The following is a 24,602-nucleotide window of genomic DNA, read 5'->3' on the forward strand; positions in this document are numbered from 1 at the left end:
TATTCTAAAAACTAATGGTTTTAAATCGCTTTTTTTAAATATCAATTTAAGGTTTTCTTAACACGCTTAATTAATTTATACTCTTTTTATACGCCATCCACCATCTTTCAGGGATAATTTGATTGCATGCATTCAAATAATCTTGGTGTGTGCAAGGTAATAACGTATGTCTTTTTAATTTATTATTCAAACTTGAAATAAATGGTATTTCTATCCACCATCTTTCGGTTTTATTACTTTTATAAAAAATCATCTCATCTACATCATTTGGCACTATATACTTTAAATAGTCGTCTTTTGAAGCAAATGGATAATCTTTTACACGATAATTAACGCCTTCTATGAAATACCAGATCATTTGAGCAACTAACATCGCCGTAATTTCTTCGTCTTTTGAATTTCGATATTCAAAAACTCCAAACGAAGATACTTTATCACTTATTCCTGCATAACGGCTAACTGCACAGATTTCTTTCCCATCCAAACCATTAGGCGACGTATTTTGATTACCGCTAACTTCTGATGCTTTTACAACAGACAAGTCAATTCCGACAATATCGGCATCACGTGTAATCGGTTCTACAATGCTTATATCATTTGAAACCTGTCCTAACCGATAGGCATCAAAGAATAGTTTTCGCATTAAATCTATTTCTTCTTGCGAATTGAAATAGGTTTGATATCCAATATTACTATAATTAAATAGATTGTGTGGCTCTTCGGTGATTATTTTTCCCATATACGAATGGTTATTGCTTACCGATTGCGTAATTGCGCCAAAATCAAATTTACTATCTACATTTACAATATTAACCGTTTGTTCTAAATTATCATACGCGCGGTACATGGCATACATTAAATCTTGACTACCTCCTAAAATAATAGGAATGATGTCTTTTTTAATTAACGGCTCCATGATTCTTTTAAGTGCCGCATAAGTATCATCAACAGTATCTCCTTTTTGAAGATTCCCTAAATCAACCATTTTATGACTCCAGTTCCCTGGATAGAGACTATAAAGTGCTTTTCTAATTTCTAACAAATCTAAGCCTTCTCCTAAGTAATTGATATCGCTTCGATTTTCAAGTACTGCAATGATTGCAAACTTTGACTCGGCAATAGACTCTGGAATACCTTGTTTGGACGTATGAATGTCTATTTGGTTCCCTAAAGCCTGTTGTGGCAGCAATTCATTATGAGCCATCAATATATCATTGACAGGCGATAAAAACTCAAACTCCATTATTTTTTAGCTTTTGGTTTCGCTTTTGCTTTTGCCTTAGCCTTTGTTTTTTTCTTTGGAGCTTTGTCTTCAATTATTTTTTGAACTTCTTCTAAAGTCAATTTTGTAGCATCAACTGTTTTTGGAAGTTCAATTTTTATTTTTCCTTTGAGAATGTTACTTCTTCCCCAACGTGCTTTTTCGACACGAATTCCTTCTGCTTCCCAGTTATGAATAACTTTATCGCGCTCTTTTTGCTTTTTATCTTCGATGAGTTCTTCAATATCCGCTTGCGAAAGATTATCGAAATCATATTTTTTATTGACATTGATAAAGATTCCGTTCCATTTTAGGAAAGGACCAAAACGTCCAACACCTTTGGTTACATCATGCGTTTCATATTGAGCAATTGGCGCATCTGCCTTTTCACGAGCTATGATTAATTCCATTGCTCTGTCCATCTCTACACTTAACGGATCTTCTCCTTTTTCTAAGGAAATGAATTTTTTACCAAATTTCACATACGGACCATAACGACCGTTGTTTACCTCAACAGTTTCTCCTTTGTATTCTCCCAACGCTTTTGGCAATTGGAATAAATCCATCGCTTCTTCGTACGTAATGGTATTTAGTTGCTGATCTGGGCTTAGACTGGCAAATCTCGGCTTTTCTTCATCGTCTACCGTTCCTATTTGCACCATTGGTCCAAACTTCCCTAAACGCACGCTGACTTGTTTTCCCGTTTCAGGATCAGTTCCTAAAATACGTTCACCAGATTCACGTTCGGCATTTTCTTTTACATCTTCTACTTTTGGATGAAAGTCTTTGTAGAAACTTTTCATCATCACTTTCCACTCTTCGTTTCCAGAAGCAATATCATCAAAGTCTTGCTCTACTTTTGCAGTAAAGTTATAATCAAGAATTGAAGCGAAATTTTTTACCAAGAAATCATTTACAATCATTCCAATGTCTGTTGGTACTAATTTCCCTTTGTCAGAACCTACTTTTTCTGTGAGTTCTTTTTCTATGATTTTATTACTCTTTAATGTGAGTTGTTCGTATTGTCTTTCTACACCTTCAACTGTTCCTTTTTCGATGTATCCTCTATTTTGAATGGTAGAAATTGTTGGCGCATATGTAGATGGTCGTCCAATTCCTAACTCTTCTAATTGTTTTACAAGTGATGCTTCCGTAAATCGGTACGGCGCTTTAGTGTAACGTTGTGTCGCAGAAATGTATTCGTTTTCAAGTTGCTCTCCAACATATAATGCAGGTAACATTCCATCTTGTTCTTCTTCGTCATCATCTTTTCCTTCAAGATATACCTTTAGGAAACCTTCAAACTTTAATACTTCTCCATTTGCTGTAAAACGTTCGCCATGAGTATTCGCTTCTATTTTTGCATTGGTACGTTCTAATTTTGCGTCACTCATTTGTGAAGCTAGTGTACGTTTCCAAATTAATTCATACAAACGCACTTGATCGTATTCTGCATCTACCGAATGGTTTTGCATATTTGTAGGGCGAATAGCCTCATGCGCTTCTTGCGCTCCTTTAGCTTTGCTTTTGTAATTTCTTGGGTGACTGTATTCTTCACCATACGAACGAATGATTTCTTCCTGTGCTGCATTTTTTGCATCGTTAGAAAGGTTTACACTATCCGTTCTCATATATGTGATGTAACCAGCTTCGTATAAACGCTGTGCCAATGTCATCGTTTTACTTACTGAGAAATATAACTTTCGTGATGCTTCTTGTTGTAGTGTTGATGTAGTAAATGGTGCTGCTGGTGATTTTTTTGCTGGCTTAGTTTCTAAGTTGGCAATTTTAAAATTGGCACCTACATTTTTAGCTAAGAAATCTTTAGCTTCTTGATGCGTTGGAAATGTTTTATTGAGTCTTGCTTTGAATTTTTTCCCTTTCGAGTTTATAAATTCTGCTGCAACTTTGAAAGATGCTTGTGGCTTAAAATCTTGAATACTACGTTCACGCTCTACAATTAAACGTACTGAAACCGATTGTACACGTCCGGCAGATAATCCGCCTTTTACTTTTCTCCAAAGTACTGGCGACAATTCGTATCCTACCAATCTGTCTAAGATTCTTCGTGCTTGTTGTGCATTTACGAGATTGTAATCAATATCTCTTGGATTGTCGATCGCTTTTAAGATTGCCGTTTTGGTAATTTCATGAAAAACGATTCGTTTTGTACGTGCAGGTTCTAGTTTTAATGTTTCTGCTAAATGCCATGCAATTGCTTCTCCTTCGCGATCCTCATCACTTGCTAGCCAAACAATTTCTGCTTTTTTTGCTAAGTCTTTTAGTTTTTTTACTACTGATTTTTTGTCATCGGAGACAATATATTGAGGTTCAAAATCACCATCTACATTCACACCTAATTCTTTGGAAGGTAAGTCCGCAATGTGACCAAAACTTGATTCTACTTTGTAATCTTTTCCAAGAAATTTTTCAATTGTTTTCGCCTTTGCAGGTGACTCAACAATTACCAGATTCTTTGCCATATATTATTTTTTCAAAGTACAAAAGTAGGTAGATTTTTTAAAAACGGGCACTTTTTTTTATGTTTCCATTTTTTTAACACCTGTACTATTTTACTTTTTGCAACTTTAAAAATCATATTTGACACCTATAGTAAATGCGCCAAATTTCTTATCTCCAACATAATTTATGTATGGTGAGAATTCATATTTAAAAACCAATCCTACTTTTTTATAGTGTAGTATTGAAAAAAGACCATAATTAACTTTTCGTTCAAATAGGTTGATATCATTTTCACTAAAAAAGTCATTATTCGGAGAATACAATTCATACCCTAGATACCCACCAGCTTCTATTCCAAAATTTCCATAACGCTTTTCGAGACTCGAATGCACATTTACACTTAACTCTCCTCTATTGAAACTTAATGTATCATTTTTGAAACGTAAGTTCCTGAATTGCATTGACGCTCCGTAGTTAAACTCATAGTTCTTTTTTAACTTATTTTCTTTTGTGTATGACAACTCAAATACATACGAACCTATGAAGTTGTAATCGTTTGACTCAACAAAACCATTGAAACCAACCATTAGATCAAGGTTTTCATAGACCTCTTTCACTTTTTTTGATTTCTTTTTCTTTTTCTTTCTTCGTTTCTTTTTGAGCTTTTCTGGTGCTATCAACTCCCAAGGATATATTTTTAATCCTGCTGCATTTAGATAGAATACTTCTTCTTCTCCATCTGCAAATGTTATATCAGTTTCGTTTCCGAGTTTATTTCCATTAGTAGATTTTGTTGACACATTTGAAGCGTTCGTTGAATCGTTTCTTTTTGTAATATTGATTTGTGAATTGACACCAGCCTTCGTTTGCAAAATACCATTTTTCTCTCCATGTATGTTGTTAGTAGTTTGGTGTTGGTTTTTTGTTTGCGATTCTGACTGAGTCACCGAAGTGTCTATTCCAGCTTGACTGGCATCATTCACTTTTGATATTGAATTTGAACTCGAAGTTAAAACTGAATTTGAATTCGAGGTTACTTTTGCATCTGTGTTTTTATTTGAAATCGCATTCGCATCAATAGTTGCCCCAGAATTGACTCCAACATATACTCCTAACGAACATAGCAACCCACATAAGACTATATATATAATGAGTCGTTTGCGTTTTTTACGCTTCATTTTTTGCTGCACCATATTCCAGCCATCCGCAGAAGGTTCCGCTGTACGATCGGAAAGCGCTGTTTTAGCCAGCGAATCTATGTAATCAAAATCTTCCATTAGCTTTTTTTATGGTTTGCAATTGTTCTTTTAATAATTTTCGCGCTCTGAATAAGCGTGTTTTAGAAGTTGTTTCTGGTATTTTTAAGAGTTTCGCAATTTCTTTATGCGAATATCCTTCTATGGCATACAGATTAAATACAAGTTTAAACTCTATGGGAAGTTGCTCAATGAGTCGTTGAATTTCCGAAACTTCTTCTACTGGTTTCTGATACGTTTTTTGTGTTGAGAGTATGGTATCACTTTGCGATGCGATGATAAATTTTTTCTTCCGCAGAAAAGACAAACTTTCCCGAATCATAATTTTACGAATCCAACCTTCAAAACTTCCTTCGTTCTTATATTTTTTTATGTTGAAAAATACTTTTACAAAGCCATTGTTCATAGCTTCTTCTGCCAAGGTTTTATCGGAAATAAAGTTTTGACACGCCGCTAACATTTTGGGTGCAAAGGCTTCGTAAACTGCTTTTTGAGCAAGCTCATCACCTTTTACCAATGCTTTGATGCTATATGTTGCTTCGTTTGTGTTTTCCAAAAACGTTTGCCCTATTTGGTTGTTTTGTATTTGAATTGTTTTTAGCAAGTTGTCGATATGATTGTTATCGGAATGATAAAAAATTCGTCGTTAGTTCCATAATATACACGCACATAAATTGTTTGTTCTTGCGTTGTGTTTTGATACGATGTTTGCGATAGCGGATTGGTCTCTGCATCAGCATCCATTTGTGTTTCATAGAATGCAATACTATCATTTTCCGTCAGTGCTTCTAAATCTTCAATTTGCAAAATACAAGGTATGTAATTTTCAAATATAAATTCTGAAACTTCCGAACCATCAATTCCTTCACATTCTGAAAAGATGAGCTGTGTACAATAGTTTTCTTCTTCACATTCTTTCGTCAGCGTAAAACTTATTCCATCATTGGTAAATTGCATCATTTCATCGGATTGAATTTCCGTTTCCCAGTCAAAGTTCCAATCATCAGCAGTCATGCCAGTTTCCTCAAAAGTAATATTGGTATGCAATTCGTCTTCAATAAAGTATACAATCCAAGTTCCTTCATGTACTTCTCCATTATTGTAGAATTGAAACGTTCCGTCGTCAGCGACATCAAATACCGCATTTTCATACGCATCTTCGTCTTCATCATCATGAGTTACAACCCACACACATTCTTGCAATAGTAATCGACATTGTCCTGCAATTTGCTCTTGTTGTTCACCTATACAGTCGTCAATTGCTTGTTTGAGCTCGTCTTTGTTTTGAATTAAGAACTCTTCACCACTCTCTAAAATACTTTGAATTGGAAAGTTGATTCCGATACTGTTTCCATCAGAAATATTTTCTAGTATAAAACTAAAATTAGCATCACTTGAAACTACATATTCATTTACGACCATTAAATCAACATCGAATTCTAACATGGTGAATGAATAGAGAAATTTTATACAGGTAATTTCGTCTTCATCTTCTGTTTCGGCTACGCGTTCAATCAGACCAAATAATTCTGATTCTTTTTGAATTACATTTTCTAACGCTACGGTTCCTACTATTTCATTATCATCTAAATCGGAACAAGAAAAAGAGATGAGTCCGATAAAAATTATGAGTGCTATTTTTAAAAATTGTTTTTTCATAGTCAGGTTTTGTTAATGTTCTATTTATATAGACGCACTCGTTTTTAAAAAGGTTCCCGAAAAACATAAAAAAAGCCTATTATTTTACAAATAGGCTCCTTCCAAATACACATACAGAGTGTAAAAGTTGTAGTAGTAAAGTAATTATTGAATTGTAAATTCACTAATCAATTCGATTCCTGTATTTGTGTAATTATATTGTGTAAGCGTATTGTTTCCAATCATTAGCAATTTATTTTGCAGCGGAATTACGTCATACGCTTCGTTTGAAGTATAGGTTTCTAATAACTCTAAATTTGAGATATCGGATTTGTTGTAAACTTTCAATCCAGAAGTTCCATCACAGATAAATAATTGATCTCCTTTAATTCCCAAACCATACGGTTCGTTCATAATATAGGTTTCTTCTAGTTGCGGATTGTGAATGTCTGAGATATTAATAATTTCCAATCGACTCTCTAGCATTTGAGATTCTCCGTCAATACAACTTGTACCTGCGCGAAGTGTAACATAGGCATAATTGCCATCAACCACTACAGGATCACAAAATCTTGCATGATCAAAATGAGAAATATACGTTGGTGAACTTGGCTCTGTGATGCCATAAATAAACATTCCAGTTCTTGTTCCTATAAATAATTTATCATCTTGATGGAAAATAGTTTCTGCCTGCCAAGTCACAAATTGTTCGTTAACTTTTGTTGGTGTTTCTAAGTTTTGAATATCAAACACATTTATTTTTGCATTATCAACTACATATAAATAGTCTTCTACAATTTTAAAACGTGCCAATGATCCTCCAGAACCTGAACTATCTCCTACTGAAGCTGTTTCAAGTACTACATCATCATAATTTATAACTTCTCTGCGTTCTACTCTTATGTCCCAACCAACAATAATATCATCATAATTATCATAACCAGACCAATCAAAGAAATTTACATCTTCTGGATAGCTAGCAGATTGATAGTTTTCAATTACATCTTCTACATGTCCAATCATTTGTATGTTGGTAATTTGACTAATATCAAAAACAACTAAATCTCTTCCGCTGTCAGCGTATAAATAATTTCCTTTTACAGAGACATCTCTGTTTAGTGGAATTTTTAAAAAGTTTACAATTGTAGGTTGCGAAGGGTTTCTATTGTCAATAACATGCACTCCTTTATCAACATCATTTACAAAAATATACTGTTGATACGCATATATTTTTCCAGATTCTACAATGCTTTGCGGTGGTAAAACTTCGACAGAAGCTCTCAATTCTGCTGAAGTAATTGTAATTGGTGTAGCTACATTTACATACTCATAATCTTTATCATCTGAACAAGATATAAACAGGTAACCTACAATACATAAAAAGAGATAATTGAGTTTCATAGCGTAGTTGTTTGTTGATTGGTTTATAGGTTAGATACAAACATCTAAAAAAGGTTGCGTTGAAAAAGCACGTATTTAACATGTCATTATGTCACTATCTTTGAAATAATCCTATCTTTGTATCTTATTTGATTAAGAATTTACGGTACAGAATACATTTACATGGAGAAGATTATTGACGAGAACAAGCAAGGAGAAAGTATTGTTTTAGCACAAAATCCAAAGAATACACGAAAATTATATATAGAAAGTTATGGTTGCCAAATGAACTTTGCCGACAGCGAAGTTGTGGCTTCTATTTTAGCTAAAGAAGGATTTAATACTACTGATCGACTCGAAGAAGCCGATTTAGTATTGGTAAACACTTGCTCCATTCGCGATAAAGCAGAACAAACTGTTCGTAAGCGTTTGGAAAAATACAATGCTGTAAAACGACACAATCCAAAAATGAAAGTTGGCGTATTGGGCTGTATGGCAGAACGTTTGAAAAGTAAGTTTTTGGAAGAAGAAAAAATTGTAGACATGGTTGTTGGACCAGATGCTTACAAAGATTTACCAAACTTGTTACAAGAAATTGACGAAGGACGAAATGCAGTAAATGTTATTCTTTCGAAAGACGAAACCTATGGAGACATTTCACCTGTTCGTTTAAATACGAACGGAATTAATGCATTGGTTTCTATTACTAGAGGTTGCGATAATATGTGTACGTTTTGCGTAGTTCCATTTACACGTGGACGTGAACGCAGCCGTGATCCGCAATCAATTTTGGAAGAAATTCAAGAATTAGTTGATAAAAATTATAAAGAAGTAACGCTTCTTGGTCAAAATGTAGATAGCTTTTTATGGTATGGCGGCGGCTTAAAGAAAGATTTCGACAAAGCTTCTGAAATGCAGAAAGCAACTGCAGTCGATTTTGCCAAATTACTAGATATGGTAGCTACGAAGTTCCCAAAATTACGACTTCGCTTCTCTACTTCTAATCCGCAAGACATGCATGAAAATGTATTGCTTATAATGGCAAAACATCAAAATATTTGCAATCACATTCACTTGCCTGTACAAAGCGGAAGTAATCGTATCTTAAAGGAAATGAATCGTTTGCATACACGTGAAGAATATTTTAGCTTAATTGATAAAATTCGTGAAATCTTACCAGGATGTGGAATTTCACAAGATATGATTGCTGGTTTTCCAACAGAAACGGAAGAAGATCATCAAGATACATTATCATTAATGGAATATGTAAAATATGGCTTCGGATACATGTTTACGTATTCGGAAAGACCAGGAACAACTGCAGCTCGAAAAATGGAAGATGATGTACCTGAGCCTGTAAAAAAGCGTAGACTTGCCGAAATCATTGCATTGCAACGTAAGCATAGTGCAATCGGAACAAAAGCGCAACTGCATACAATAAAAGAAATACTTATTGAAGGAACTTCTAAAAAATCTGATACACATTGGAAAGGAAGATCTTCAGAAAATACGGTGGTTGTTTTCCCAAAAGAAAATTACCAACCAGGTGACTTTGTAAATGTAAAAATAATAGATTGCACTTCGGCTACCCTCATTGGCGAAGCTATTGGACTCTCAGAAAATAATTAATCACAAACTCGTTTTGTATCAATCAAAAACTTAACTCATGAAATGAACCATAACAATCTTTCAATAACTAATGAAGCTTGTATTGGTGAATTCCATCTGACCTAATTACTAAAAAATAAAAAACAAACAGATGAAAAAAATCTTATTAATCCCATCAGTAATCTTAGCATTTTTCTGCTTTTCTTGTGATACTGAACCATTAGACTCAAATATTGTTATAGAAACAGCTTCTAATAACGGAGGAAACACTGGTGGTGGAAATACTGGCGGCGGTAACGGCGGTGGAAATAATGGTGGTGGAAATAACGGAACTGCACTTAGCACATATTCATACGACACAAACTCTAACGTTCCAATTTTTGGAGCAATTATTACAAATACTGACTTTGTTGTAAATAATAGCATCGTTGTATCTGCAAATATTCAAGCAACTGCTTTAGGTGTTACTTCGAACTCTGTTAGCACATTGACTAGAGATGGCAATGGAAAAATAGTTCAGGTTGAAGGCATGAATAGCGGAAGTGTTACAAGCAGAACCACTATTACTTATACAGGCGATAATATTACTCAAATAGCCTATGAAGATTTAGGCGATAGTACAGAAAACTATACCTATACATTTGCATACAGCGGAACTACGGTAACACGTACCAATGCAGCTGCTAATCAATCTGCAGTATTTACTTTTAACTCTAATAGTCAGTTAATTTCGAAAGAGTCATTTGACGGAACTACAAGTACACAATTAGAAGTATTGACTTATGTGAATGGAAACTGCACCAATTCTACCGTAACAGGAGCCAATACTGGAAACAATACATTCGTATATGATTCCTTTACAAATCCGCTAAAAACTGTTTTCAACGATCAATTCCTACTTACAATGTTTGACAGTGAAAATGATGACGAAGTTGGAAGTGCTATAGCTATTTTCCATGCTACAAACAACTGGATACGAATTGAAACAAATGACGGAAATGTAGATTTGACCGTAACCTATAATGCAAATAACGATATTACCAGCAGAAATGGAAACTTTGACCTTGGTGATGGCGTTTCAATTACACAATCAGAAGTATTTCAATATTAATTGAAACCATAAACCGCAAAACATTAAAACCGATACCGATGAAAAGAATAATTTTAATACCAGCAGTTATACTAGTGCTTTGTTGCTTTTCCTGTGATAATGAACCCTATGACGGAGAAATTTTCATAGAACAACCTACTACTGGAGACCCAACCGATCCCGTTGATCCCGTTGATCCTGTAGATCCTGTAGATCCAAATCCAGAACCTGGAGCATCGTTACAGCTAAATGATTATGATTATATAAAAACCTTTTCATCAGCAACAGGAGATGACACAACATTCATTACCGATTTTGTGATTAATGCCAACAATCAATTTCTATCACAAAATACAATGTTTACCTTTTTAGGCATTACAGTAAATGGTGTTGCAAACATAATTAGAGATGAAAACAGTAGAGTTATTCAAATACGAAACTCCGTTGATGGAGTACTCGTAAATAGAACATCCGTAATTTATAATCTTGACAAATTAACAGAAATCACGTATGAAGATTTAGAAGATGCGTCTGAAAACTTTACATTCTCGTTTGTACATGTAAATAATGAAATAACACGTACTAGAGAAGAAACTAATTTCTCAACCAAATTTACTTTTGATGCAACAACAAGTAAACTTGTAAAAAGAGAAACGATGGAAAACGGAATGGTTATTAAAACAGAAAACATTTCGTATGATAGCAATGGTAATTTAACAACTGCTGTAATTACAGGACAGGATGCTAATACATATACGTATACACACGACAGCAACACCAATCCGTTACGTAACTCATTAAATGACATGTATGTATTCTCAATTTTAAATGATGAATACGACGATCAATACGAGCATTGGCAAGCTATGATTTTTAGCCCAAACAATGTCACAAATGTAACAACGCAGCAAGGAAGTTCTAATTTAAATATTCAATACGATGCTAACAATAGAATCTTAACAAGAAACGGAACTATTTTTACATCGGTGCCTACAATTTCTGATGGCACAACCATTACCATTGACGAAACATTTCAATACATAAACTAAAAAAAGAATTACAAGATAAATGGAATCCATACAAGCGATCAAACAACGTTTTGGAATCATTGGAAACAATGCAGCGCTTAATCGTGCTATAGAAAAAGCATTGCAAGTTTCGCCAACCGACATTTCTGTGTTGGTTACTGGTGAAAGTGGAGTTGGAAAGGAAAGTATTCCTAAAATAATTCATTCACTTTCACATCGAAAACACGGAAAATATATTGCTGTAAACTGCGGAGCCATTCCAGAAGGAACTATTGACAGTGAGTTATTCGGTCACGAAAAAGGTGCTTTTACAGGTGCCACACAAACCCGAAATGGGTATTTTGAAGTAGCCGATAATGGAACTATTTTTTTGGATGAAGTTGGAGAACTGCCATTAACAACACAAGTACGTTTATTACGTGTATTAGAAAATGGTGAATTCATCAAAGTAGGTTCGTCAAAAGTGCAAAAAACAAATGTACGTATCGTTGCTGCTACAAATGTGAACATGTTTGAAGCAATCAAAAAAGGAAAATTTAGAGAAGATTTATACTATCGTTTAAGTACTGTTGAAATTCTACTTCCGCCATTGCGCGCACGTAAAGATGACATTCACTTATTGTTTAGAAAATTTGCATCTGACTTCGCTATGAAGTATAAAATGCCTTCTATTCGTTTGGATGAAAGTGCTACGGAAATGTTGACAAAATATCGTTGGAACGGAAATATTCGTCAATTGCGAAATGTAGCAGAACAAATTTCTGTATTGGAAGAACGCAGAAGCATTACACCTGATACTTTACGTCAATATTTACCGAATACTTCAGGAAACTTACCTGCGGTTATTGAAAATGAAAAAAGCGAAAGTGACTTTAGTTCGGAACGTGAAATTCTATACAAAGTGCTTTTCGATATGAAAAGTGACCTAAATGATCTTAAAAAACTCACGATGGAGTTAATGCAAAATGGGGTTTCGCAAAAAGTAAAAGAAGACAATGAAAGTCTAATTCAAAAAATATATGGCGAAGATGAAAATGATGAAGTTTTCCATGAAGAAGAAACTACAGCTCCTGTAAAACTATTATCAATTTCTCCAGAAGTTACTGTAGTTTCAGAGGCTGACAAATATCATTTTGCTGAAGATGTGGAAGAAGAAGAAACGCTTTCGCTACACGACAAAGAATTAGAATTGATTAAAAAATCGCTAGAGCGTAACAAAGGAAAACGAAAAGCTGCCGCAAAAGAATTGGGCATCTCTGAACGAACGCTGTATAGAAAAATCAAACAATTTGATTTATAAAAAAGAAAAAATACAATGAAAAAAATACAAATAATCATCACAACACTCATAGTTGCTATTGCTGTAGCAAGTTGTGGTTATAACTTTACAGGAACGGGAGATTTGAATGCAAAAACATATCAAGTCAACTTTTTCCAAAACAATGCACCTATTATTGAGCCTGGACTCGACAGAGATTTTACTTTAGGTTTACAAGATTTTATTCAAAACCAAACAAGTTTAGACTTGGTAAGATCCAATGGTGATTTGGTTTACGAAGGTGAAATTGTAGAATATCGTGTATCTCCTATGAGTGCAACTGCTAACAATACGGCAGCTCAAAACCGTTTAACGATTGCGGTTCAAGTACGTTTTACACATAAAAACAGACCTGAAGATGATTTTGACAAACGTTTTTCGTTCTTTTATGATTATCCTGCCAGCACACAATTGCCGTCAGTACAAGCAACTGCATTTCAAGAAATTTTTGATCGTTTAAATCTCGATATTTTCAACGCAAGTTTAGCAAATTGGTAACATGAACATTTCTGATTTTACATATATCTTACAAAACCCGATTCACATCAATGCTTCACAAACAGAAGCCATTGCTGCCATTACAAAAGATTTCCCATACTTTCAGGCTGCCCGTGTGGTACATTTAAAAGGATTAAAAAATCAGGATAGTTTTCAATACAATCAACATTTAAAAATTACAGCAGCATACACTACAGACCGTAGTATTTTATTTGATTTCATTACTTCCAAAACTTTTGAACAGCACGGAATTTCAAGTGCAATAAAAGAAATACACAACAATGTCAATGATATTGAAGTAGCTGTTGAAGAAGTAAAAATTGATCGAAATCTTCGTATGGAAGACGCGATCAAAACAAAAATTCAAGAAGCAAATGCCATTCTTGATCCTAATTTGTTTCAACCGAAAGAAGAAGTTGAAATTGAATCTGAAGTTGAAGTTGAAGCTAAGATTGAAACGAAAGTTGAGGCAGAAAAAGTAGTTTCTGAGGAAAAGGAAAAAAGCAAAAAGAAAAGCAAAAAAGACAAGAAGAAGAAAAAATCAAAAGAGAAAAAAGCTAGAAAACAAATAGAAGCTACTCCGGTTACTCCTGAAGAAACCTTGCAATTAGGCAAACCGTTATCTTTCGACAAAAAAGAAAAACATTCCTTTTCAGAATGGCTTCAACTAACCAATTTTCAGCCAATTGATCGTTCTGACGAAAGTCCTAAAGAGCAAAAAGAAGAAATTGTACCAGCAAAAAAAGCAACTATAATAGTAAAAGAAGCGTCTCCTTCGGAAGAAAAAAAACAAAAAAGATTTGAGTTGATAGACAAGTTTATAGACACAAATCCGAAGATAAAACCTAGACCAACACTAGAAAAGACAATCAATCTTGCCAACGAAGTAAACATAGATCAATCGATCTTAATGACCGAAACTTTGGCGAAAGTATATTTGGAGCAAAAGAAATACAAAAAAGCAATTAAAGCTTATAACATTTTAATTTTGAAATATCCAGAAAAAAGTGGTTTCTTTGCAGACCAAATTCGAGCAATAAAAAAATTACAACAAAATAATTAATACACAATGAGTTCAACTTATTACATTTTTATAATCTTAATTCTTATTGTAGCATTCTTATTAATGCTAGTAATAATGGTACAGAATCCAAAAGGTGGAGGATTATCTTCTTCTTTTGGTGGTGGTGGAAACCAACAAATTGGTGGTGTGCAGAAAACAACAGACTTTTTAGATAAAAGTACCTGGGCATTAGGAACTATATTGATCGTATTAATCCTAGTGACAAACTTTACAAATTTAAGTGCATCTGGAGAGCAATCGAAAGTTTCTGGTAAAAACATTCAGGCTACAGAGCAACCAGCACAAACAAACGATACAAACACAAACGACACAAACACTTCAGGAGGATCTGAAGGTGGTGGTGGTAGGTAACTAAAAATTAGTTACAAATAACATACAAAAAATGCCAGCTTGTCATAAGCTGGCATTTTTTTATTTCAATTTGTCAGCATTCGTACAATGGCACAATTTCTGACTCTTTGGTATCCATAAATAATCAAACAATTATAATATTAAATATTCAACAAAATGAGCAAAGTTAATATCAAACCACTAGCAGATAGAGTTTTGATTGCCCCATTGCCAGCAGCGACAAAAACTGCTTCAGGGCTTTACATTCCAGATTCGGCACAAGAAAAACAACAACGAGGAACTGTTGTTGCAGTTGGTTCAGGTAAAAAAGACGAACCGTTAACGGTAAAAGTTGGTGACACTGTTCTTTATGGAAAGTTCTCTGGAACTGAAATCAAGTTTGAAGGCGCAGACTACATCATCATGCGAGAAGATGATATTCTAGCAATTATTTAATTTTTTAATACAAAAAGAAAATGGCAAAAGATATAAAATTTGATATTGAAGCACGTGACGGACTCAAACGTGGTGTAGATGCATTAGCAAATGCAGTAAAAGTAACTTTAGGACCAAAAGGTAGAAACGTAATCATTAGCAAATCATTTGGTGCGCCATCAGTAACAAAAGATGGTGTTTCTGTAGCAAAAGAAATTGAGCTTGAAAACCCATTGGAAAACATGGGAGCACAAATGGTAAAAGAAGTTGCTTCTAGAACAAACGATTTAGCAGGAGACGGAACAACAACTGCAACCGTATTAGCACAAGCAATTGTAAAAGAAGGATTAAAAAACGTTGCTGCTGGAGCAAATCCAATGGATTTGAAAAGAGGAATTGACAAAGCAGTTACTGCTATTGTTGAAGACTTAAACAAGCAAGCTAAAAAAGTTGGTGATTCTTCTGAAAAGATTAAGCAAATTGCCTCAATCTCTGCGAACAATGACGAAGTAGTTGGTGACTTAATTGCAAAAGCTTTTGGAAAAGTTGGAAAAGAAGGAGTTATCACTGTTGAAGAAGCTAAAGGAACTGACACTACTGTAGATGTGGTTGAAGGAATGCAGTTTGACAGAGGATATTTATCTCCTTACTTTGTAACGAACTCTGAAAAAATGGAAGCTGAATTGGAAAGTCCATATATCTTATTATTTGATAAGAAAATTTCTTCAATGAAAGACTTAATGCCAGTTTTAGAGCCAGTAGCACAAACTGGAAAGCCTTTATTAATTATTGCTGAAGATGTAGATGGTGAAGCATTAGCTACATTGGTAGTAAACAAATTGAGAGGAGCTTTAAAAATTGCAGCAGTAAAAGCACCAGGTTTTGGTGACCGCAGAAAAGCAATGTTAGAAGATATTGCAATCTTAACTGGAGGAACAGTAATTTCTGAAGAAAGAGGATTTACTTTAGAGAATGCTACTATTGATCTTTTAGGAACTGCTGAAAAAATCACGATTGACAAAGACAATACAACTATTGTAAATGGTGCTGGAGATGCAGAAATGATTAAAACACGTGTTGGACAAATAAAAGCACAAATTGAATCGACAACTTCTGATTATGATAAAGAAAAATTACAGGAACGTTTGGCTAAATTAGCTGGTGGAGTTGCTGTATTATATGTTGGAGCTGCTTCTGAAGTAGAAATGAAAGAGAAAAAAGACAGAGTTGATGATGCATTACATGCTACAAGAGCTGCTGTTGAAGAAGGAATTGTTGCCGGTGGTGGAGTTGCTTTAGTTCGCGCCAAAGGTGTTTTAGAAAATATCACTACAGATAATTTGGATGAAGTAACAGGAATCAAAATTATTGCCCGTGCTATTGAAGAGCCATTACGTACCATAGTTTCAAATGCTGGTGGTGAAGGAAGCGTTGTTGTTTCAAAAGTAATGGAAGGTAAAAAAGATTTCGGTTACAATGCGAAAACAGACGAATATGTAGACATGCTAAAAGCTGGAATTATTGATCCGAAGAAAGTAACACGTATTGCATTAGAAAATGCAGCATCTGTAGCAGGAATGATCTTAACTACAGAATGTGCATTGATTGACATCAAAGAAGAAGCTCCTGCTGGCGGTGGAATGCCACCAATGGGCGGCGGAATGCCAGGAATGATGTAATCATCTAAAATATAGAACAACACAAAAAGCCTCTTAAATCATTGTATTTGAGAGGCTTTTCACTTTTATAAGTGCTAAAATTATACTCAAAAGCTCAAAAAAACTTTTCAGCAAGACAGAAGTATTATTTAGAAGTTGAAACAAGGGTTTTAACAATTTTTGTTAAAATTCTGACATATTGGTATCTTTTTTGTGGAATACTCTCCAAACATTAACACCATATATTATGAAAAAGAGTTACCAGCTTTTATTTCTCATCATTACAAGTTTTATATTTAGTTCGTACGGACAAGAACAAAAAGTAATTGAAGACGAATATGCAGCATATTTTACACTCCCTAGAGAAAATTTATATCTACATTTAAACAAAACCAGCTACTTCGTTGGAGAAGAAATTTGGTTTAAAGGATATGCGTACGATCAAAAGAATCAATTACTTTCAAAAGCTACAACCAATATCAATGTTGGTCTTTATGATGCGAAGGGAAAACAAGTCAAAAAAGCGCTATTCGAAGCTATCAATGGTGTCACACAAGGACATTTTGCTGTTGACTCTACCTTTACCGCAGGTACATATTACATTAAAGGAGGCACCAATTGGATGAAAAACTTTAAAGAAGACAATGCTTTTGTTCAAAAAATTGAAATTATTAGCAATAAAGAAACCGCAAAAAATAAAGGCATCAAAGAAGCGCGTTTCGATTTTCAATTCTTACCCGAAGGCGGACATATTGTAGCAAATACCACTAGCAATATTGGCTTTAAAGTTGTTGACAATACTGGAAAAGGCATTCCTTCTTCTGGAATTGTATATGATGAAAACAAAAAACAAGTCGCTTCATTTGAAAGCAATACACTTGGAATGGGAAAATTTTTACTTCAACCTAAAAAAAGCACTAAATACACTGCCGAAATCACACTTGAAAACGGAACAATCATTACAAAAGAATTGCCGACAGCAAAAGCGCAAGGTCTTTCTTTAGTGCTACAAAGTCTTTCTGAAAATCAAATCATTTTAGAGTTTAGCACTAATAAAGAAACATTAGAGAAGAATCCTGCCAAAGAATACAAAATATTAATTCACCAAAACGGAAAGCTAAAAACGGCAGCTTTAAAATTTAACGGAACAAAAAAAGCAGTAAGCCTTCAAAAGAATCAATTGTACAAAGGCGTTAATACAATTACCGTATTTGATAACAATCAAAATCCAATATTAGAACGTTTATTTTTTAATGATTACGGCATCAAGCAAACAACCATCAACGTCTCTAAACTTAACACTATTGAAGATTCAATTTTACTTTCCATCAAAGAATTGAAGCTAGACAACACTGCAAATGTGAGCATCTCTATTTTACCAGAAACGACACAGAGTTACAATCCGCAAAACAACATTCTTTCAAATTTCTATCTTAAACCGCATGTACAAGGATTTGTAGAAAATGCAGCATATTATTTCCATAAAATGGACAAAAAGAAAAAATCTGAACTAGATATTTTATTACTAACACAAGGTTGGAGTCGTTATGATTGGAAAGATATTTTTAGCTCAAAACCTAATGCTTTGCATCGTTTTGAAAACGGAATTACAATTTCAGGCAGTGTAAATAGACCTATTTCTGGTGTAAAACGCATTTTTTTACATACCACAAAAAATCATCCTGCTAGATTTATAGATTTAGATAAAGATCAAAAATTTGAATTGTCTGGTTTATTTTTAGAAGAAGATGAAGAAGTTCGTTTTTCATACATAAATAAAAAAGGAATTTTTAAAAAGCCAAATATGTATTTACGTTTTAAAGTAGCTGATGGAACTAATAAAATTTCAAATGCTATCTTGACCGAAGCAACAAGCATTTCTTCGAGCGCAATCAACTTTAAAATACCTGAAGACTTCTTCTATGAAGACTCACAAGAATTAGATAAAGTTGTAATCAAAGTAAAAAGAGAAAAAGAAGAAAGAGACCCTTTTTTAATAAATGCCAAAGTCACAAGAGTTACCAAAGAATTATACAATCGATATTTTAACATCACAGATTTTATTCGGGATAATGGATACGATGTATATGAAAATATGGGAGAAATTTTTATTACTGCCAGAAGACGTTTTATTACGGATTTAGAAACTCAAAAATCCACACAACCGCTTGTTTATTACGATGGTGCACGATTGGGTGATTTGTCTGTTTTATATGGCATGTCAACTGCAAATGTTGAAAAAATCGTTATTGATAAAACGGGGCTTGGACAAGGTTCCATAGGAGGCTTTGGAGGTGTTATAAAGATATTTTCACGAAGAACGCCTTTGTTTACAGGAAGTTCTAGCAACAAAGTATATTCTGGAACAAAAACTACTAAAGCGTTTACACCAACCAAAGAATACTATGCGCCCAAATACGCTTCGTACCTCAGTAGTACGTTTGAAAGATACGGTGCTATTTCTTGGATTCCAGAAATAAAACTCAACAAATCGCAACCTGTTAACTTCAAAATTTATGATACACACACCAAAAACATAACGCTATTCATAGAGGGAATTTCAGAAAATGGTGATTTGATCTCTGAACGAAAAACAATTCAGGTTCGTTAAAAGAAAGTTTATAATGTATGATAAGAAAGCAATTGTGTATCAACACCTAAATACTACTCTTCTATAAAATATTGAGTAGTTTTTAAGAAAAAAAATTACAATTGCTTTCTTATCTTTATAATCCAAACCGATTATTATGAAATACATACTGTTACCACTCATGCTACTGAGCAGTTACCTCCTACTCGGGCAGCAAAAAAATATTGAAGACGAATATGCTGCCTATTTTACGCTTCCGCGAGAAAGTCTATACCTACATTTAAACAAAACAACATATTTATCGGGAGAAGAAATATGGTTTAAAGGCTATACATATGATCGTAAAAACCATCTTTCATCAAAAGCTACTACAAATATTAATGTTGGAATATACGATGCAAATGGAAACCAATTAAAAAAAGGGTTATTTCAGGCAGAAAATGGGTATACCAAAGGAAACTTCTTTATTGACTCCACTTTTACTTCGGGCATTTATTATATAAAAGCAACTACAAATTGGATGAAAAACTTTAAAGAAGATGATAGCTACATTCAAAAAATTGAAATTATCACTTTAAATAATTCCAAAAAAAAGATCCCCAAAACGAACACTAATTATGATTTTCAGTTTCTACCCGAAGGCGGACATATTGTTGCAAATACAAAAAATAATATAGGGCTTAAAGTGCTTGACAAAAATGGAAAAGGAATTAAAGCTACTGGAATTATATATGATGATTCTGGCACGGAGATTACAACTTTTAAAAGCAATTCTTTAGGGTTAGGAAAATTTCTATTGACTCCAAGTATAAACAAAACGTATACTTCTAAAATCACTTTAGCAAACGGAGAAACGGTTACGAAAGTTATACCAAAGATTCATACTAAAGGAGTTTCTGTTATTGTAAACTCTTTGCTTGAAAAAATTGTAATTATTAATTTTAATACAAATACAGAGACCTCAATTCAAAACAAAACTTACAAATTACTAATACATCAAAACGGAAAATTAAAAACGACTTTTTTTACATTTGAAGGTATAAAAGACAAGGCAATTATTTTAGCAAAAGAAGAATTATACAAAGGTGTAAATACAATTACACTTTTTGATGAAAATGACAATCCGATTTTAGAACGTATGTTTTTTAATGATTATGATATAAAAAACACTTCCATTGCCATATCTAAAATAAATACAATTCAAGACTCTATTATTTTTTCAGCAAAACAATTTAACACTACTGAAACTACAAATCTTAGTATTTCTATATTACCTAAAACTACAGAAGCTTATAAGCCAAATCACTCTATTATTTCTACCTTTTACTTAAAACCATTCCTAAAAGGAGTAATTGAAAATCCGCAATATTATTTTAACAATATAGACAAAAAGAAAAAGTATGAATTGGACATTTTACTACTTACCCAAGGTTGGAGTAAATACAGATGGAATGACATCTTTACAAATCCACCAAAGCAAACACATCCTTTTGAAAATGGGATTACAATTCGAGGAACTTTAAATTATCCGGTAAAAAATGTAGATAGTCTCTTTTTACATTCTACAGAGTTTCATTCTGCACAATTCATTAAACTTGATAAAAAAAAGCAATTTTCTATTCATAATTTTTACCTAAAAGAAAATGAAGAAATTCATTTTTCCTACCTTGATGAAAAAGGTGCTTTAAAAAAACCAAAAATGTACGTTTCTTTTAGTGTTTCTAAAGTAAATGATAGTATTAATACAAATAATTTAATAGACATTCCAACGGATAAAAATACTGCTAATACAAATTTCGAACTTACTGATGATTTCTTTTATAATAGTTCAGAAAATTTAGATGCTGTAGTGCTACAAACCAAGAAAAGAGAACGTGATTCGACACTTAGGTATGGAATTGTTACAAAAATTACCAAGGATGATTATTATCACTATTCTAAAATTACTAATTTCATTAGAGCTAATGGCTTTAGTGTTAAGGAAGATTTTGGACAGGTAAAAATATTAGTTGATAGATTTTCTTACACCCCAATACCACCGCCTTTGATATTTATAGATAATGTAGAAATTATAAATGCAAACATGTTATATAATTATCCGATGGACATTATAGAAAAAATAACAATAGATACAACGGGAGCTTCATTTGGAATACGTGGATTTGGTGGTGTTATAAAAATTTATACACGTACAACCCCATTGTTTAAAACAGGAAACTACTCCAATCCAATGTATAATACGAGTGTTGCTCCTTTAGCATTTAAAAAAGCAAAAGATTATTATGCCCCAAAATATAGTGCTTATATAAACAATACTTTCGAAAAATATGGAGGTATTTCTTGGATTCCTAATTTAAACTTAATCAATAATGAAGTGAAAACATTTAAAATATTGGATACCCAAACTAAAGAAGTTACACTATTTATTGAAGGGATTTCCAAAAATGGTGACTTGATTTCTGAACGAAAAACAATTCAAGTTCGTTAAAAGTATACCTGATGCATATATACAATGTAGTTTTTCAATGTATTTATAGCATATCTTCTAAAAATATTGACATTTTTTTAAGAAAAAAACTACATCCATTTCTTATTTTTACGAATTGAAACAGACACACATGAAGTACAAATACATACTATTATATCTCTTTTTATTAAGCAATTTACAAGTATTCAGTCAACAAAAAGTTGTAGAAGATGAATATGCCGCCTATTTCACACTTCCTAGAGAATCGCTCTTTGTTCATTTAAACAAAACGACTTACTTTAAAGGGGAAGAAATTTGGTTAAAAGGTTATTCGTATGATCAAAAGAATCAACTTACTTCAAAAGCGACCACTAATATTCATGTTGGTGTGTATGACAACAAGGGAAACCAAGTACAAAAAGCGTTGTTTAAAGCCGAAAACGGCGTTGCCAAAGGAAACATATTAATCGATTCTACTTTTACTTCGGGAACGTATTATGTAAAAGCTGAAACCAATTGGATGAAAAACTTCAAGGAAAGCAATGCTTTTATTCAAAAAATTGAAGTCATCACAGAAAAGCCATCTATAAAAAAGGACGCTGAAACAGCAGAAAATTACGATTTTCAATTTCTTCCTGAAGGTGGACATATGATTGCAAATACCAAAAACACCATTGGTTTTAAAGTTATCAATACAAAAGGAAATGGTGTAATTGCCAACGGAATTATCTATGATAAAAACCAAAAAGAAATTACTTCGTTTGAAGGGAACTCTAAAGGTTTGGGGAAGTTTTTATTCTATCCAGAAGCAAATCAAGAATATACTGCTACAATTGAGTTTGAAAGTGGTAAAGTAATTACTCAGGCACTTCCAAAAGCAAAAGAAAAAGGAATTACTATTATTGTCAACACTCCATTTCCAGACAAGGTAATTCTGAACTTCAACACAAATAAAGCGACATTAGAATCAAATCCAGCAAAAAAGTACAAAGCACTCATTCATCAAAATGGAAAGCTAAAAATCATTGAATTTTCATTTGATAATACGCAAGAAAAAGCAATTAGTGTACCCAAAAAGGATCTATTCAAAGGAATCAACACCATTACCGTTTTCACAGATGATAATGTCCCAATTATAGAGCGATTATTTTTCAATGATTACTTTATTAAAAAATCAGCGCTAAACATTTCAAAAATAGATACTGTAAACGATTCAATCATTTTATCAATAAGCGAAACGCAATTACGAGATACTATAAACCTAAGTATTTCGGTCTTGCCTGAATTGACAAAAAGCTACAATCCGAATCATAATATTGTGTCCAACTTCTATCTAAAACCACATATAAAAGGTACCGTGGAAAATCCGCAATACTATTTTAAAAAGATGGATAGAAAGAAAAAATACGAGCTTGATATTTTGTTATTAACACAAGGTTGGAGTCGCTATGAATGGAAAAATATTTTTGAAGAAAAGCCAAATGGTCTCAATCGTTTTGAAAACGGACTTGTCATTTCTGGAAAAGTAAACAGACCAGCATCTGGTGTAGATCGTTTGTTTATGTATGCAACTAAAAATCATTCTGCTCGATTCATTGATTTAGACAAAAATCAAAAATTTACACTATCTAATTTATTTCTAGAAGAAGGCGAGGAAATTCGTTTCTCATATATGAACAAAAAAGGAGTTTTTAAAAAGCCAAATGTTTATTTACGATTCAAAATAGCTGATGGAAAAGATAAAATCACAGAAGCTGTATTGAGTGAAGCTTCTAGTATTTCGTCTAATTCTAGCGATTTTAAAGTGCCAAAAAACTTCTTTTACGAAGATGCCCAAAATTTAGATCAAGTAGTGATCAAAGCAACAAAAAAGAAAGAAGAAAAAGATCCTATTCTTATGAATGCAAAAGTGACTCAAATCACTCAAAAAGAATACGAACGTTATTATAATATCACTGATTTTATTCAAGACAGCGGATATGATGTATATACAAATTTAGGGGAAGTTTCCATCTTTGCCAGAAGAAGACCAAGAGCATCACCTGTAATTTTTTATGATGACGTACGATTGACTAGTTTTTCAATTTTATTTGGTTTATCGACTGCGAATGTAGAAAAAATAGTTATTGATAAAACTGGACAGGGACAAGGTATGAGTGCTGGTTTTGGCGGTGTTATCAAAATATATTCGCGTAGAACACCTTTATTCAAAAAAGGTTCAAACGAAATCGTATATTCAAGTGAAATTGCTCCAGAAGCATTTACAGCAACCAAAAAATACTATGCCCCAAAATATGCTTCTTATCTAAGTAGTACATTTGAAAGATATGGCGCTATTTCTTGGATTCCAGAAGTAAAACTCAACAAATCGCAGCCTGTCAATTTTAAAATTTATGATACACGCACCAAAAATATTACGCTATTCATAGAAGGTATTTCAGAAAGCGGTGAATTGATTTCAGAAAAAAGGACAATTCAAGTGCGATAAATTATAAATA

General features: G+C 33.3%; 18 protein-coding genes. 12 read left to right on the forward strand and 6 right to left on the reverse strand.

Annotation, left to right across the window (positions count from 1 at the left end; translation table 11 throughout):
- Positions 1 to 70: 70 nt before the first annotated feature.
- From ACRBBL_RS03130 to ACRBBL_RS03155, 6 genes are all read right to left on the reverse strand, one after another.
- Complete coding sequence (locus tag ACRBBL_RS03130) at positions 71 to 1,243, reverse strand: formimidoylglutamase (RefSeq protein ID WP_431367585.1); 1,173 nt, start codon at positions 1,241 to 1,243, stop codon at positions 71 to 73.
- Positions 1,243 to 3,744, reverse strand: coding sequence for a type I DNA topoisomerase (gene topA / locus ACRBBL_RS03135; RefSeq protein WP_431367586.1), 2,502 nt, complete (start codon positions 3,742 to 3,744; stop codon positions 1,243 to 1,245). Before topA ends, ACRBBL_RS03130 begins: the two co-directional genes overlap by 1 nt.
- A 105-nt stretch (positions 3,745 to 3,849) precedes the next feature.
- Complete coding sequence (locus tag ACRBBL_RS03140) at positions 3,850 to 5,001, reverse strand: hypothetical protein (RefSeq protein ID WP_431367587.1); 1,152 nt, start codon at positions 4,999 to 5,001, stop codon at positions 3,850 to 3,852.
- A complete protein-coding gene (locus tag ACRBBL_RS03145) occupies positions 4,988 to 5,584 on the reverse strand; it encodes an RNA polymerase sigma factor (RefSeq protein WP_431367588.1) in 597 nt (198 codons plus the stop codon). The genes ACRBBL_RS03140 and ACRBBL_RS03145 overlap by 14 nt, the downstream gene beginning before the upstream one ends.
- On the reverse strand, positions 5,578 to 6,639 hold the full coding sequence (locus tag ACRBBL_RS03150) for a hypothetical protein (protein WP_431367589.1): 1,062 nt from the start codon (positions 6,637 to 6,639) through the stop codon (positions 5,578 to 5,580). Before ACRBBL_RS03150 ends, ACRBBL_RS03145 begins: the two co-directional genes overlap by 7 nt.
- Before the next feature lie 144 nt (positions 6,640 to 6,783).
- Positions 6,784 to 8,019 (reverse strand): LVIVD repeat-containing protein, encoded by a 1,236-nt coding sequence (locus ACRBBL_RS03155; protein ID WP_431367590.1) that lies wholly within the window; start codon positions 8,017 to 8,019, stop codon positions 6,784 to 6,786.
- Positions 8,020 to 8,181: 162 nt separating this feature from the next.
- Between ACRBBL_RS03155 and miaB the strand changes: the two genes are divergently transcribed.
- The 12 genes from miaB to ACRBBL_RS03215 all read left to right on the forward strand — a co-directional run bounded on the left by miaB (position 8,182) and on the right by ACRBBL_RS03215 (position 24,592).
- Positions 8,182 to 9,627, forward strand: coding sequence for a tRNA (N6-isopentenyl adenosine(37)-C2)-methylthiotransferase MiaB (gene miaB / locus ACRBBL_RS03160; RefSeq protein WP_431367591.1), 1,446 nt, complete (start codon positions 8,182 to 8,184; stop codon positions 9,625 to 9,627).
- A 130-nt stretch (positions 9,628 to 9,757) separates the two neighbouring features.
- The gene (locus tag ACRBBL_RS03165; RefSeq protein WP_431367592.1) at positions 9,758 to 10,717 is read left to right on the forward strand and encodes a hypothetical protein; all 960 of its coding nucleotides are present in this window, start codon (positions 9,758 to 9,760) and stop codon (positions 10,715 to 10,717) included.
- Positions 10,718 to 10,755: 38 nt separating this feature from the next.
- Positions 10,756 to 11,745, forward strand: coding sequence for a hypothetical protein (locus ACRBBL_RS03170; protein ID WP_431367593.1), 990 nt, complete (start codon positions 10,756 to 10,758; stop codon positions 11,743 to 11,745).
- A 19-nt stretch (positions 11,746 to 11,764) separates the two neighbouring features.
- A complete protein-coding gene (locus ACRBBL_RS03175) occupies positions 11,765 to 13,024 on the forward strand; it encodes a sigma 54-interacting transcriptional regulator (protein WP_431367594.1) in 1,260 nt (419 codons plus the stop codon).
- Between the two features lie 15 nt (positions 13,025 to 13,039).
- Positions 13,040 to 13,540 (forward strand): LPS assembly lipoprotein LptE, encoded by a 501-nt coding sequence (gene lptE / locus ACRBBL_RS03180; RefSeq protein ID WP_431367595.1) that lies wholly within the window; start codon positions 13,040 to 13,042, stop codon positions 13,538 to 13,540.
- A gap of 1 nt (position 13,541) precedes the next feature.
- Positions 13,542 to 14,603: a hypothetical protein gene (locus ACRBBL_RS03185; RefSeq protein WP_431367596.1), complete on the forward strand. Its 1,062-nt coding sequence runs from the start codon at positions 13,542 to 13,544 to the stop codon at positions 14,601 to 14,603.
- Between the two features lie 6 nt (positions 14,604 to 14,609).
- Positions 14,610 to 14,975, forward strand: a complete 366-nt coding sequence (gene secG / locus ACRBBL_RS03190; RefSeq protein WP_431367597.1) for a preprotein translocase subunit SecG — start codon at positions 14,610 to 14,612, stop codon at positions 14,973 to 14,975.
- Positions 14,976 to 15,131: 156 nt separating this feature from the next.
- Positions 15,132 to 15,410, forward strand: a complete 279-nt coding sequence (locus tag ACRBBL_RS03195) for a co-chaperone GroES (RefSeq protein ID WP_431367598.1) — start codon at positions 15,132 to 15,134, stop codon at positions 15,408 to 15,410.
- 20 nt (positions 15,411 to 15,430) lie between these two features.
- A complete protein-coding gene (groL, locus tag ACRBBL_RS03200) occupies positions 15,431 to 17,068 on the forward strand; it encodes a chaperonin GroEL (RefSeq protein WP_431367599.1) in 1,638 nt (545 codons plus the stop codon).
- Between the two features lie 226 nt (positions 17,069 to 17,294).
- Entirely contained in the window at positions 17,295 to 19,658 is a 2,364-nt protein-coding gene (locus ACRBBL_RS03205; RefSeq protein WP_431367600.1) for a hypothetical protein, read from the forward strand.
- A gap of 136 nt (positions 19,659 to 19,794) precedes the next feature.
- Positions 19,795 to 22,125: a hypothetical protein gene (locus tag ACRBBL_RS03210; protein WP_431367601.1), complete on the forward strand. Its 2,331-nt coding sequence runs from the start codon at positions 19,795 to 19,797 to the stop codon at positions 22,123 to 22,125.
- A 130-nt stretch (positions 22,126 to 22,255) separates the two neighbouring features.
- A complete protein-coding gene (locus ACRBBL_RS03215; protein ID WP_431367602.1) occupies positions 22,256 to 24,592 on the forward strand; it encodes a hypothetical protein in 2,337 nt (778 codons plus the stop codon).
- Positions 24,593 to 24,602: the final 10 nt, after the last annotated feature.

Source organism: Kordia sp., from assembly GCF_050633145.1.
Classification (GTDB): Bacteria; Bacteroidota; Bacteroidia; order Flavobacteriales; family Flavobacteriaceae; genus Kordia.

Bases quoted from the DNA above. Each gene is read 5' to 3' on its own strand.
- ACRBBL_RS03130 (WP_431367585.1), bottom strand. From the start codon at position 1,243: ATGGAGTTTGAGTTTTTATCGCCTGTCAATGATATATTGATGGCTCAT.
- topA (WP_431367586.1), bottom strand. From the start codon at position 3,744: ATGGCAAAGAATCTGGTAATTGTTGAGTCACCTGCAAAGGCGAAAACA.
- ACRBBL_RS03140 (WP_431367587.1), bottom strand. From the start codon at position 5,001: ATGGAAGATTTTGATTACATAGATTCGCTGGCTAAAACAGCGCTTTCC.
- ACRBBL_RS03150 (WP_431367589.1), bottom strand. From the start codon at position 6,639: ATGAAAAAACAATTTTTAAAAATAGCACTCATAATTTTTATCGGACTC.
- ACRBBL_RS03155 (WP_431367590.1), bottom strand. From the start codon at position 8,019: ATGAAACTCAATTATCTCTTTTTATGTATTGTAGGTTACCTGTTTATA.
- miaB (WP_431367591.1), top strand. From the start codon at position 8,182: ATGGAGAAGATTATTGACGAGAACAAGCAAGGAGAAAGTATTGTTTTA.
- ACRBBL_RS03165 (WP_431367592.1), top strand. From the start codon at position 9,758: ATGAAAAAAATCTTATTAATCCCATCAGTAATCTTAGCATTTTTCTGC.
- ACRBBL_RS03170 (WP_431367593.1), top strand. From the start codon at position 10,756: ATGAAAAGAATAATTTTAATACCAGCAGTTATACTAGTGCTTTGTTGC.
- ACRBBL_RS03175 (WP_431367594.1), top strand. From the start codon at position 11,765: ATGGAATCCATACAAGCGATCAAACAACGTTTTGGAATCATTGGAAAC.
- lptE (WP_431367595.1), top strand. From the start codon at position 13,040: ATGAAAAAAATACAAATAATCATCACAACACTCATAGTTGCTATTGCT.
- ACRBBL_RS03185 (WP_431367596.1), top strand. From the start codon at position 13,542: ATGAACATTTCTGATTTTACATATATCTTACAAAACCCGATTCACATC.
- secG (WP_431367597.1), top strand. From the start codon at position 14,610: ATGAGTTCAACTTATTACATTTTTATAATCTTAATTCTTATTGTAGCA.
- ACRBBL_RS03195 (WP_431367598.1), top strand. From the start codon at position 15,132: ATGAGCAAAGTTAATATCAAACCACTAGCAGATAGAGTTTTGATTGCC.
- groL (WP_431367599.1), top strand. From the start codon at position 15,431: ATGGCAAAAGATATAAAATTTGATATTGAAGCACGTGACGGACTCAAA.
- ACRBBL_RS03205 (WP_431367600.1), top strand. From the start codon at position 17,295: ATGAAAAAGAGTTACCAGCTTTTATTTCTCATCATTACAAGTTTTATA.
- ACRBBL_RS03210 (WP_431367601.1), top strand. From the start codon at position 19,795: ATGAAATACATACTGTTACCACTCATGCTACTGAGCAGTTACCTCCTA.
- ACRBBL_RS03215 (WP_431367602.1), top strand. From the start codon at position 22,256: ATGAAGTACAAATACATACTATTATATCTCTTTTTATTAAGCAATTTA.